Here is an 11,630-nt window from a genome sequence, read left to right as displayed (position 1 = left end):
GTCGACCGACCTCGTTACATGTCACATTGCCACATGGCAAGCACACGAGAGCGGGTACGCGAGCACCGCCAGAGACCCGTGGTCATCGTCCAGGACGATCGGTTTGACGCAACCGCTTCGGTCACGGTGTGCCCGCTAACGACCAATCCGGTCGAGGCGCCATTTGCCCGGATCGCTGTGGAGCCGACCGACAGGACCGGGATCGAGAAGCCGAGTCAGATCATGGTCGACAAGGTCACGACGATGCCGCGGGTGAATATGCACGAACGCCTCGGCCAACTCGCCGCTGCCGATCTGGTTCGGCTGGACCGTGCTCTTTTCGTATTTCAAGGACTTGCCGATTGAGCCGACTCTCTCGACGGCGTGATGTCGCAAGCGGATCGTCTACCGGCGACAGGCTCGCTGTGGCGGTCGGTCTTCAAGTCAAACCGCCGCGCCGTAACAGGTATGCGAGGGCGTTGTGGCGATGCCGCCGGTCCGAGGCGTCGACCTTCCTGCGAGCCTCGGTCTGTACAAAATGCGAATACTTCGTACTTTTTCCTGCTCTGATGTACAGTTAGTACATGTCCGATGCCGCTGCTCTCAGCATTTCCGATGCACGCACTCATCTTGCAGCGATCATCGATCGCGCTCGCACCGAACACCAACCCGTCTACGTCGCTCGCCGCGGACGTCGGGTAGCAGCTGTCATCGATGCCGACGACCTCGATCGCCTTCTCGAGCTGGCAGAAGACATGGCCGACATTCGCGCTGCTGAGCAGGCCCGCGCCGAGATGCAGACGACCGGGGAGACGCCGATACCGTGGGATGAGGTCAAGGCTGACCTCGGCCTTGCATGATCTACGAGGTCTCACTGACCCCTGCCGCTGCGCGGCAGTTGCGCAAGTTCGATCCGCAGGTACGCCGACGAGTGCAAGCGGCCATCGAACTGCTTGCCACCGAGCCACGGCCGCCAGCAGCGACGCGCCTGGTCGGCGGCAAAGGGGAGTGGCGAGTCCGAACCGGTGACTACCGAATCGTCTACGAAATCGTGGACGAGCGGCTCTTGGTGCTCGTCTTGACAGTCGGGCATCGCCGTGAGATCTACCAGCGACACTGAACGACTACGATCGCACCGCGTAGGTAGCGGATCCGCTTCCGGCACGGTCCGATGACCGAGACCCAACAGCTGGGGCGCGGGGACGCAGGCCGGCTCCCAGTCGTCGTGCGGTTTCAGAGCGGCAGCGCATCGCCCGGTTCGGGGAGGCAACCTTCGAAGGTGCGGCGTGCGCATTCGGAGATCACCTCGGCAACACTGCCCCGGTGGGCAAGGGTCTGGCGTTGCCGGATAGCCCCGTTGCCCTGATCGAGCACCGACGCCAGCGACGTATTCACCTGCCAGTACTCACCGAGCTCCGCCAGAGCCGGCTTGACGTGTGCCAGAAGTTGGTACACCAGGCGGTGGGCGGGCATCCGGTGCGCGGTCACCGGATCGAGACCGTGCCCGGCGAGCCCGTCGCGGGCCGCCAACCAGCACGCCCCGCGCAGCACCTGCTGATCGATCGCCGGGGCCGATTCGCCGCGGTGAATCGCCCTGATCGCGGTCATGACCAACGCGTGCACCAGGGTGGTCAGGGTCATCGTCTCCTTGATGGTGGCGGGGACGTCACTGATCCGGATCTCCACAGTGGGGAGATGATTCGACACCCGCACATCCCAATAGACCATTCCGGTGTCGAGGATGGCGCCGGTCTCGAGCATCACCTGCACCGCGTCGTCGTAGTGCTGCGCGGACTGGAAGTACGGTGGCGGTCCCGCACTGGGCCACCGGCCGAACAGGACGTACCGCCAGCTCGCATAACCGGTGTCGAGGCCGCCGGCGATGGGGGAATTGGCGGTCAGCGCCAGCAGCGCCGGCAACCAGGGCCGCAGATGGTTGCTCACCTGCACCGCTTGCTCGCGGTCCTCGATGCCGACGTGCACGTGACAGCCACACATCACGCCCGTGGAGAGGGCGCCGAATCGCTCGGCCATCTGCTGATACCGCGGTGTGTCGGTAATCGAATTCGAATTCGGTGGCGGGTCGTACATCGGCGTTCCGACTGCCAGCAGCTGGCATCCGGTGCGGGCAGCGGCGTCGGCGGTCACCGCGCGCGATTCACACAACTGATCGCGCAGATCGCGGATGTGGGTGCCGACCGACGTCGACGTTTCGATCTGGCAGCGACAGAACTCGCGCTGAAGGTCGATGCCCAGCTCGTGCCCGGCCTCGCAGACCTCGGTGTTGTACAGACTGGGTCGTCCGGTGTTCGGGTCGACGAGGACGAACTCCTCCTCCACCCCCAGAGTCGGACCCGCCGGGAGAAACGAGCTACTCGTCGGCACGGTGGTGGTTGCCATTTTCGTACCTCCAACCCACGAATACCACCAACTTTACGAGCATCCAGGCTGTTCCTGCGCGGGCCCGCTCATTGCGCAGCGATCAGCCTCAGCACGCGGAATTTCCGGGGAATGCCGGTACACCGAATCGGCATCCGACCTCGGTGACGGCGTGCAGGCGCTCGACCGGCTGCCGGACTTCCAACGCAGGCAGAAGGCCGTCGTGCAGGAGTGCCTTCTTCGTCTCAGGTGCCGTGGCCCGGGCATTCAGAGTTCCGCGGATTCGTGCGAAGTCGACGAGTTCGTCGTAGACCATCGACAGCGCCGCCTCTGTGGTCTGGTCCTCGGGCGCGAGCCCGGCGAAATCCACACCGGTCTCGTACTCGTGACGGACTGCGTGCGGACCCTGGTCACACGTGGGTTTGTTCAGATCGATCCGGAACTCCGGCCGATCCGGCGATGGCGGAGTGATCGTCCCGGCGTCAGTGCAGACATGATGCGAAATGCGGTCACCGAGTGCGTGCAGGTAGATGCCGATCCTCGCGTTCGAAGATTCGCTGCCGATCCAGGAATCGAATTGCGACGATCGGACTTCCCCCGAAATGACCTGCTGGCCGGTCACATTGGTGAATGGAATTGCGACCGGGGTCTCGAGGCTGTACACACCGTTGATCTGCACAGGCCGATCGTCTCCGTAACACTCTGTGCCAGTGGCATAGTCGCCGTCCGCGGACTGATTGGTGAAGCCTGCCGTGCACAGGGGAGTGCTACTACCCGGGCCTGCCATCGCCCAGCGCCGCACGTGCGTGAGCATGACCTCGTGTCGCGGATCACCGATATCGGGTCGCAAGCCGCCGGGTTCGGGATCGCGCGGGCCACGCATCGTCGGCAGAAAGTGGAAGAGAAACCCACCGGTGGCAAAGTGGGTGCGCACGAGGCCGCCGATGTCCTTGGTGGTCCACGCGTCCGCGTCGGGGACGAGTCGGCCGTTGATGTCGCGCGGCGCGAAGGTGCCGAGGTCGGTCGCTTCGTCGTATGCCGCGATCCAATAGGCATCTCGCTCTGAGAAGCCGACGGTGCGGGCGATGATGTACGTGGAGTCGGCGTGCACGAGGCTGCGTCCGCCGAGCGGTTGTCGCAGGGTGTACCCGTAACGCGCGAATGCCTCGAGGCCGCAGATCGGGCCGTTGGGGTCGTCGAGCGGACAGCTGGGTGGAAGAGGCGCGCAGTTGTGTGGTGGCGCACCGTCCGGGCTGTAGCAGATGTCTTCGGCGAAGCCATACGCCGACGGTGGGGAGACGATGAACACGGCAGCGACCAGCGTCAGTGCCACGGTGGCCAATCTCCGAATGGAACCAGTCATCGACAAGCACCTCTCCGGTCGCCCTGTGCGTCCACGTTAACACCGGAGCAGTGACCGGAACTCGAATATCCGCGGAGTCATGTATGCGGCGGTCTCTGCGAGACGGTACGTATTCGACTGTGGCAAAACAGTTTTACGACTTCGGCTATCCAAAGGCGTTCAGGGTGACGATTACTAACCCTCAGGTGACTGTTCACACCCGGCCATCTGCCGGACGCTGAGAACGTCAGAACGGAACCCTCAGAGGAAGAAGTACCCTCGATCGAAAGGAACTCACCCCTGTGTCGCACAACCTCGGCACCACTGCACCCGCCGCGCACGATCACGAGTTGGCGCGAACCGCCGTGCCCACCGTCGAATCCGGCCCGAAGCGAGTCCGCCACCACTGGACCCTCACCCGGACAGGCCTCTACCTTCTGCTCGCCGCCCTACCGCTACTGGCGATCTCGGCGCAGGTGTTCGGTGTCGTGCCGATGAACACCACCGGCGCGCTGGTGATCATCCCACTCGCGGCCGCTCTCGCGGTGTTGTGCGTATTCGCTCCGCACCCGATCGACCGCATCGTCGGCCATGGCCTCGGCTGGGGGATGTTCGCGTGTCTGGTCTACGACATCTTCCGCCTCGACACCGTGTACTTGCTCGACCTGTGGGGCGACTTCATTCCGAAAATGGGTACCTGGCTCCACTCGGGATCCGACACCCGGACCGGCGCGATCGTCGGTTATCTCTGGCGTTACATCGGTGACGGAGGCGGAATCGGAATCGGTTTCTTCCTCCTCGCCCTCGCCTTGGGCCTTCAGCACTTGTCACGCCGCACGGTCGTCCTCACCTCCGTCGCCTTCGCGGTGTTCCCGGTGTGGGCCGGCCTCATCGCCACGGTCGCCCTGTCGCCGGACGGGCAGCAAGCCATGTTTCCGCTCACGCCGACGACGCTCGCACTCTCGTTGATCGGGCACCTGATCTTCGGGCTCGTACTCGGCCTCGGCTTCCTGCGGGCTCGGCGCAGCGTCGGCCGGCACTGGCCCTGGTCGCCGCTCCTCCCGGCAGCGCGGAGGGCGGGTCGCCGTACTCATCCGTCCCATGGCCGACCTGCCTCGCGCTTCCGGTCCGCGGTTCGGTTGCCGGCCCGTGCCGGGCGCCCGCGCAGTGCGGCGCTGATGCAGGCCTGCGGTGAGTGCGGTGCGACTGCCCGTGACACCGAAGGCTAGGACTTTCGATGCGCCTGCGCGTAGGTCACGCAGGCGCATCGAACGGTCCCCGCCCTCTCGCGTACCTCCCGATTCCTCGTTACCTGGATCTGGACCCCAGAGGCGTGCCCGAACTGGCACTGTGCTCCCCTCCACACCCTCCATACAGTGTTGTGAATCACACCAACAGTTCAGTTCGCTGTAGATCGTCTCCCGTATCTCCCGCCGGCACTGTTCTCCGTTCCGAACCGCCGACGGTCCGCCCCCGGATCGTGATGGCGACCTGACGATCCCGGTCAGCGCACAGTGGAGGAAGACGTGACCTCAACACCACCCCCGGTCCAAGCTCAGGACTCCGGCCTCGGAAAAGGCCTGAAGAAACGGCACATGAACCTCATCGCCCTCGGTGGCGTGATCGGTGCCGGATTGTTCGTCGGCAGCGGCGTCGTCATCGAGAACGCCGGCCCGGCAGCGATCGTGTCGTTCCTGATCGCGGGGGTCATCACCCTCCTGATCATGCGGATGCTCGCGGAAATGGCGGTGGCTCGGCCCGTCGTCGGATCGTTCTACGTCTACGCCCGGGAAGCGCTCGGTAATCGCGCCGGCTTCTCCGTCGGGTGGATGTACTGGTACTTCTTTGTCATCGTCGTCGCCGTCGAGGCCATTGCGGGCGGGCGCATACTGCAGCTGTATCTGCCGTCCGCGCCGCTGTGGATCCTCAGCCTCGGCCTCCTCGTCATTCTGACCTGTACCAATCTTGTCTCTGCGCGTTCATTCGGCGAGTTCGAGTACTGGTTCTCCTCGATCAAGGTGATCGCGATCGTCCTCTTCCTGGGGTTGGGCGCACTCTGGATCACCGGACTGTGGCCCGACTCGACTCCCGGAGTCGCGAACCTCGTCAGCAACGGCGGGTTCGCCCCGCTCGGTTGGGGCGCGGTGCTCGCGGCGGTCGTCCCCTGTGTCGCCTTCTTCACCGGCGCCGAGATCGTGACCATCGCGGCGGCCGAATCAGCGGAGCCGAAGAAGGCGGTTGCCCGGGCGATGCGCTCGATCGTGGTCCGGATCATCACGTTCTACGTCGGCTCCATCTTCGTCGTCGTCGCGGTGGTGCCGTGGAGCACCGAGGCCGTCGGAGTCAGCCCCTATGCAGCAGCCCTCTCGGCCCTGCACATTCCCGGGGTCGCCACGATCATGAACATCGTCATCCTCACCGCAGTGCTGTCCTGCCTGAACTCGGCGCTCTATACCTCCTCCCGGATGCTGTTCGCCCTCACTCGGAACGGCGACGCCCCCCGGATGTTCACGCACCTGTCCCGCGGCGGGGTGCCACGGCGCGCGATCCTGGCCGGCACGGTGATCGGGTATGCATCCGTGGTCGCGGCCTTCGTCTCCCCGGACCTGGTGTTCTCGTTCCTGGTGAACTCCTACGGCGCCGTCGCGCTCTTCGTCTACCTCATGATCGCCCTCTCCCAGGTCGCCCTGCGGAAGAGGCTCGAAGCGCAGGACCCCTCGGCCCTCAGCCTGAAGATGTGGCTGTTCCCGTGGCTGAGCTACGCGACCATCGGATTGATGGGTGCCGTGATTGCCGCGATGGCGGTTCTGCCCACCACCCGTTCGCAGTTCTGGCTCAGTGTAATGACCCTGGTCTTCATCCTGATCGGCTACGAATTCCGCCGCCGCAGCCGGGCCGGCGCGGAACCGCAGGGCACCGTCCCTGCGGCCGAAGAAGCATCGGCGACCAAACCCGAAGCGGAGCAACTCGTCGGAGTTTCAGCGCGCGAGCAACTCTGACGAACCCCCATCGAACTCGAGGACAGGGACCGGACCGGGTCCCTGTCCTCGTTTCTGTGTCCGGCCCCCGACATCGACTTTTCGGCACGATACGGCGAAAATCGGGCACACTGGCAGAACACCTCGGCGGAGGAGGACACCGTGTTCCACCGCGGAGACAACGCCGTCACCGAAGAGCACTCGCTGGACGAGTCACTGCTCGTCGAGCCCGAATCCCGACGGCAGCCCTGGCGCGAATTTCTTGCCTCCACGCCGGGCCGGCTCTCCGTGCTGGGCATCGCACTGGTGACTGCAGCACTCGCGACCGGGGCCATCGCGTCGGCCGCGATCGGTGCCCGTCAACAGCGGATCGACGTGCTACGGACGCATACCGAACCGCTCGCGTACGCCGCGGAAGCTCTGTACAGCTCTCTGTCGATCGCCGATGCCGCAGCCACGACCTCCTTCATCTCCGGCGGAATCGAACCCCGCGAGGTACGCAACCGGTACAACCAGGCGATCGGCGATGCATCGAACGCCCTGGTGACCGCGTCGAACGGAGTGTCTTCGACGGACGCCGGGGCGCTGCGCCTGCTGTCGGAGGTGTCGAGACACATGTCCGTGTACACCACGCTCGTCGCGACCGCCCGCGCCAACAACCGGTCGGGCAATCCGGTGGGCGTCGCCTATCTGGGTGACGCGTCGGCCCTGATGCAGGACACCATCCTGCCTGCAGCCGAGCGTCTGTACATCGAACAGTCGCGGTCCGTCGCCGACACGCAGGCTCACGGTGCCCGGCTGCCGCGCGCCGCATTCGTCGTCACCGCGGGACTGCTGATCGCACTTGTCCTCGCCCAGATCTACCTGGCGCGCAAGAGTAAGCGTCGCGTCAACCCTGGTCTCGTCGTTGCCTCATTTCTCACCGCAACCCTCCTAGTGTGGCTGACCGCAGCCGCACTGGTTTCCACATCGGCGATCGACCGGGCGAGAAGTGAAGGGGCACAACCACTCGCCACCATCACCCAATCACGGATTCTCGCCCAGCAGGCACGGGCGGACGAGACACTGGCATTGTTGCAGCGCGGCTCCGACGAGCAGTCCGAGATCGATTACGAGGCGCACTCCTCCGCGCTGGCCGACACCCTCGGACGGTTGCAGAGCGACGCGCGACCCGAGGTTGCCGACGCGCTTGCCGCGCTGGACGGGTGGCGGACCGCTCACGAGATGTTGCAGCAAAGGCTCGCGGCCGGCGACTACTCGGGTGCGAGCGCCCTCGCCATCGGTTCGGGCGAGCTCGCGTCGACCGCTCGGTTCGCCGCCCTGGACGAATCTCTCCGGACCGGCATCGAGCGATTTCGCACCGAGGAACTGGACGGAATGGCCGCAGCGTATCGGTCGTTGTCGCTGCTCGCGGTGGGTAGCATGGTGATCGGCGTCCTCTGCGGGTTCGCCGTCGGTGGGGGGATCTGGCCCAGACTGAACGAGTACCACTGATGATTCCGGTGGATCGACCGAGACGGACGAGACGGCGCGCCTTCCGCCCGCACCTCCTGGTGTTCGCGTGCGCCACCGTCCTCTTCGCCGGCTGCGCCACCCCGCAACCGCTCTCACCGATCCCCGGCGGCGACTACGCCGAGTTTCCGTTGTCCGACGGGGCGCAGATTCTGCCGCCGTCGGGCGTTGCGCCGGCGGAGCCGCCCACACCGGACACGTGCGGTGCGCTCGCCAGCCTGCGGCCCGGCCCGGCTGTCCCACCAGGAACTCGACCCCCTGGTTCTGCGGTGGCCGACATTCTGGCCCGTGGACGCCTGATCGTGGGCCTCGACCAGAACACCAACCTCTTCAGCTTCCGCGACCCGACCACCGGCACCCTGATGGGATTCGACGTCGACGTCGCGAAGGAGGTTGCCCGTGATCTGTTCGGGGATCCGTCCAAAGTCGAGTACCGGCTGCTCACCTTCGGTAGCCGCTTCGACGCGCTGGAGAACGACGAGGTGGATCTCGTCGTCAAGGGCACCACGATCACGTGTGAACGTGCCGAGCGCGTCGCCTTCTCGACGGTCTACTTCCAGGCCTACCAGCGACTGCTGGTACCGAAGGGTTCCGGCATCGAGGGTCCGGCGGGCCTTGCGGGCAAGAGAGTGTGCACCGCCATCGAGACCACGTCGCTCGCCACCGTTCAGCGAGTGCAACCCGAGGCGACGATTGTCGCGGTTCCCGACTGGGACGACTGCCTCGTGGTCCTTCAGCAACGGCACGCCGACGCCGCCAGCACCGACGACTCAATTCTCGCCGGGCTGGCCGCCCAGGATCCGAATCTCGAGATCGTCGGCCCACCATTGGAATCGGAGCCGTACGGCATCGGCGTCAACAAGAGCCACGAGGATCTGGTGCGCTTCGTGAACGGCACCCTCGACAGGATGCGGGCCGACGGGACGTGGATGGCGCTCTACGACAGGTGGCTGACCGTACTCGGCCCGGTTCCGGGCCCGCCCGCACCGACCTATCGGGATTGAGGTGTCGGGCCGTGAGCGACGAAACTCAACGAACACCCCCGGTTGAGCCGCAGTCCACCCGCGGTGTGCGGTTTGACCCGTTCGCCGACGATACCGACTCGGCGCCGACGACTGTGGACCGCCCTGGAACGCAGGAACTTTCGATGCTCCTCACCAACCCCGTGGTGGCGGAGAACAAACGGTTCTGCGACCGGTGCCGTCACCCGGTCGGGCGTTCGACAAGCGGGAAACCCGGGCCCACGGAGGGCGTCTGCGAGCACTGCGGCACCGTGTTCACCTTCTCGCCGCAACTGGAGACAGGCGAGCTCGTCGCCGGGCAGTACGAGGTGCTGGGCTGCCTGGCGCACGGCGGGGTGGGCTGGATCTACCTCGCGCTGGACCACAACGTGAACGATCGCTGGGTGGTGCTCAAGGGACTGCTGCACTCGGGCGATCCCGAGGCGCAAGAGGTCGCGCTGGCCGAGCGGCGGTTCCTCGCAGAAGTCACGCATCCCAGCATCGTCAAAATCTTCAATTTCGTCGAACACCCAGGGCTGGACGGCAATCCCATCGGGTACATCGTCATGGAGTACATCCGGGGGCGAACACTCCGGGACGTACTGGCGGAGGTCGAGGCGGACACACGCGACGGTGCGCCGCGGCCGATGCTTCCGGTGGAACGGGCAATCGGCTACATCCTCCAGGTAACACCCGCAATGGCATATCTGCACTCCATGGGACTGGTGTACAACGACCTCAAACCCGAGAACATCATGATCGGCGACCACGATCAGCTCAAGCTCATCGACCTGGGCGCGGTCGCGCGTATCGGCGACCACGGCTACATCTACGGCACCCCGGGTTATCAGGCGCCGGAGATCGCCACTACCGGTCCGACGGTGGCTTCGGACATCTACACCGTCGGCCGCACGCTCGCCGCGCTCACCATCGATCTGCCGTCGGAGTCGGGGCGCTACGTCGACGGTCTCCCCACCCTGGAGCAGGCACCGCTACTGGCCGAGCACGAGTTCTACCATCGGCTGTTGCTCAGAGCCACAGATGCCGATCCGGACCGTCGGTTCGTCTCCGCCGAGGAGATGTCGACACAGTTGGAGGGCGTGCTCCGAGAGATCGTCGCGCAGAAGACCGGGCGTCCCAATCCGGGTCTCTCCCGACTGTTCAGCCCGCAGCGCACCACATTCGGCACGGACCTCGCCATCAGCCGCACCGATGTGTATGTGGACGGGCATCGCCGCAACGAACGCGTCGGTGCGATAGGAGTTGCTCGGGCGCTTCCCATCCCACTCGTCAACCCCGATGATCCGGCGGCACCCTACCTCACGGTGGTGCACAGCAGGCCGAAGGAACTCCTCGATTCGCTGAGCAGGGCGCGGGAAGCGGTGCGGGGCGGTGCGGAGCCCAGCATCGAGATTCCGCTCGCCGAAGCGCGAGCGCACCTCGACCTCGGACATCCCCGGGAGGCAGGGCAGATCCTGTCTTCTCTGCCGCTCGAGCGCGCAGACGCGTGGCGCATCGACTGGTACAGCGGGATATGTGCGCTTCTCGAGGGCGACTTCGAGGCGGCGCTGGGCCGTTTCGACGCCGTGTTGACCGCGCTGCCCGGCGAGGATGCTCCGAAGCTCGCGCTGGCGGCGACGGCGGAGATGCGCTGTGAGTACCGGGAAGGGGAGGACTGCGAGGTGTGGCGGCGAGAGGCCGAGAAGTTCTACCGCACAGTGTGGCGGACGGATCACGGCGTCATCAGCGCGGCGTTCGGCCTCGCCAGGCAACTCGATCACCGTGGTGACCGGGACGGCGCCGTCCGGGCACTCGACGAGGTTCCGCCCACCTCGCGACACTACGCAGAAGCGCGGTTGACGAGCGTGCTCGTGCTGGTCCACGACCGCCCCGTCGCGGACGTGTGCGAACGGGACCTACAAGAAGCCGCCCAACGGGTCGAGCTCCTCGCCCACGACGAACGACGTGCACTGCAGACCCGCGTTCTCGTGCTCGGTGTGGCGGTGGACTGGTTGCGGTCGGGCGGAATACCCGGCACTGCAACCCTTCTCGGTGTCCCTTTCACCGAACACGGCCTGCGGACGGGGGCCGAGTCTGCACTGCGGGCGCTCGCCCGCAAAGCACCCGAGCGTCGGCATCGATACACCCTGGTGGATCTCGCCAATCTCATCCGCCCGACCACCTGGCTGTAGCGCAACCGAATCACAGCACGCCGAACCCGATCTGTTCGCGTCCCCAACGGGCATTCCACGCCATCGCCTGCATCCGGTCGCGCAAATCGTCCCGGCTACGCGCTGTTTCGTCGAGCTGGCCCATCAGTTCGATGATGCGGCGACGGGCGGTTTCCAGTTCCGCCGCGAGACACTCCGCCTCGCTCGCTCTGCGGGTGCGGTTCCTGTGCCCGGTGATCGTGGTCATCTCGGCTCCCATCGTGTGCTC

The 11,630-nt window shown here is 65.6% G+C and carries 11 protein-coding genes; 8 read left to right on the top strand and 3 right to left on the bottom strand.

What is annotated here, in order from left to right; genetic code table 11:
- Positions 1-33: 33 nt before the first annotated feature.
- From L1080_RS26715 to L1080_RS26705, 3 genes are all read left to right on the top strand, one after another.
- On the top strand, positions 34-345 hold the full coding sequence (locus tag L1080_RS26715) for a type II toxin-antitoxin system PemK/MazF family toxin (RefSeq protein WP_250773972.1): 312 nt from the start codon (positions 34-36) through the stop codon (positions 343-345).
- A gap of 218 nt (positions 346-563) precedes the next feature.
- On the top strand, positions 564-839 hold the full coding sequence (locus tag L1080_RS26710) for a type II toxin-antitoxin system Phd/YefM family antitoxin (protein WP_159926662.1): 276 nt from the start codon (positions 564-566) through the stop codon (positions 837-839).
- Positions 836-1,099: a type II toxin-antitoxin system RelE family toxin gene (locus L1080_RS26705; RefSeq protein WP_159926663.1), complete on the top strand. Its 264-nt coding sequence runs from the start codon at positions 836-838 to the stop codon at positions 1,097-1,099. The genes L1080_RS26710 and L1080_RS26705 overlap by 4 nt, the downstream gene beginning before the upstream one ends.
- Before the next feature lie 113 nt (positions 1,100-1,212).
- On the opposite strand, the gene L1080_RS26700 is transcribed toward L1080_RS26705, so the two are convergent.
- Both L1080_RS26700 and L1080_RS26695 read right to left on the bottom strand, forming a co-directional pair.
- Positions 1,213-2,379 (bottom strand): glutamate--cysteine ligase 2, encoded by a 1,167-nt coding sequence (locus L1080_RS26700; RefSeq protein ID WP_250773973.1) that lies wholly within the window; start codon positions 2,377-2,379, stop codon positions 1,213-1,215.
- Between the two features lie 88 nt (positions 2,380-2,467).
- Positions 2,468-3,721, bottom strand: coding sequence for a hypothetical protein (locus L1080_RS26695; protein ID WP_250773975.1), 1,254 nt, complete (start codon positions 3,719-3,721; stop codon positions 2,468-2,470).
- Positions 3,722-4,002: 281 nt separating this feature from the next.
- Between L1080_RS26695 and L1080_RS26690 the strand changes: the two genes are divergently transcribed.
- From L1080_RS26690 to L1080_RS26670, 5 genes are all read left to right on the top strand, one after another.
- Positions 4,003-4,929 carry a hypothetical protein gene (locus L1080_RS26690; RefSeq protein WP_250773977.1) on the top strand — a complete coding sequence of 309 codons (927 nt, stop codon included), beginning with the start codon at positions 4,003-4,005 and terminating at the stop codon, positions 4,927-4,929.
- A 366-nt stretch (positions 4,930-5,295) separates the two neighbouring features.
- Positions 5,296-6,699, top strand: coding sequence for an amino acid permease (locus L1080_RS26685; RefSeq protein ID WP_250774158.1), 1,404 nt, complete (start codon positions 5,296-5,298; stop codon positions 6,697-6,699).
- A 141-nt stretch (positions 6,700-6,840) separates the two neighbouring features.
- Positions 6,841-8,172 carry a hypothetical protein gene (locus L1080_RS26680; RefSeq protein ID WP_250773979.1) on the top strand — a complete coding sequence of 444 codons (1,332 nt, stop codon included), beginning with the start codon at positions 6,841-6,843 and terminating at the stop codon, positions 8,170-8,172.
- The gene (locus L1080_RS26675) at positions 8,172-9,194 is read left to right on the top strand and encodes a glutamate ABC transporter substrate-binding protein (RefSeq protein WP_250773981.1); all 1,023 of its coding nucleotides are present in this window, start codon (positions 8,172-8,174) and stop codon (positions 9,192-9,194) included. Before L1080_RS26680 ends, L1080_RS26675 begins: the two co-directional genes overlap by 1 nt.
- Positions 9,195-9,205: 11 nt before the next feature.
- Positions 9,206-11,383 (top strand): serine/threonine-protein kinase, encoded by a 2,178-nt coding sequence (locus tag L1080_RS26670; protein ID WP_250773983.1) that lies wholly within the window; start codon positions 9,206-9,208, stop codon positions 11,381-11,383.
- Positions 11,384-11,393: 10 nt separating this feature from the next.
- Here the strand turns inward: L1080_RS26670 and L1080_RS26665 are convergent, their stop codons facing one another.
- Entirely contained in the window at positions 11,394-11,609 is a 216-nt protein-coding gene (locus L1080_RS26665; protein ID WP_250773985.1) for a hypothetical protein, read from the bottom strand.
- Between the last annotated feature and the right edge of the window lie 21 nt (positions 11,610-11,630).

The sequence above is a fragment of the Rhodococcus sp. MSC1_016 genome (genome assembly GCF_023667485.2).
Lineage (GTDB): Bacteria > Actinomycetota > Actinomycetes > Mycobacteriales > Mycobacteriaceae > Rhodococcus_F > Rhodococcus_F oxybenzonivorans.
Note: the sequence above shows the minus strand (reverse complement) of the source record. Positions and strands in the feature narration are given on the sequence as shown.

What these genes read in the sequence shown, in the direction of transcription:
- L1080_RS26710 (WP_159926662.1), top strand. Translation starts at nt 564, where the DNA reads ATGTCCGATGCCGCTGCTCTCAGCATTTCCGATGCACGCACTCATCTT.
- L1080_RS26675 (WP_250773981.1), top strand. Translation starts at nt 8,172, where the DNA reads ATGATTCCGGTGGATCGACCGAGACGGACGAGACGGCGCGCCTTCCGC.
- L1080_RS26685 (WP_250774158.1), top strand. Translation starts at nt 5,296, where the DNA reads ATGAACCTCATCGCCCTCGGTGGCGTGATCGGTGCCGGATTGTTCGTC.
- L1080_RS26715 (WP_250773972.1), top strand. Translation starts at nt 34, where the DNA reads ATGGCAAGCACACGAGAGCGGGTACGCGAGCACCGCCAGAGACCCGTG.
- L1080_RS26665 (WP_250773985.1), bottom strand. Translation starts at nt 11,609, where the DNA reads ATGACCACGATCACCGGGCACAGGAACCGCACCCGCAGAGCGAGCGAG.
- L1080_RS26700 (WP_250773973.1), bottom strand. Translation starts at nt 2,379, where the DNA reads ATGGCAACCACCACCGTGCCGACGAGTAGCTCGTTTCTCCCGGCGGGT.
- L1080_RS26705 (WP_159926663.1), top strand. Translation starts at nt 836, where the DNA reads ATGATCTACGAGGTCTCACTGACCCCTGCCGCTGCGCGGCAGTTGCGC.
- L1080_RS26695 (WP_250773975.1), bottom strand. Translation starts at nt 3,721, where the DNA reads ATGACTGGTTCCATTCGGAGATTGGCCACCGTGGCACTGACGCTGGTC.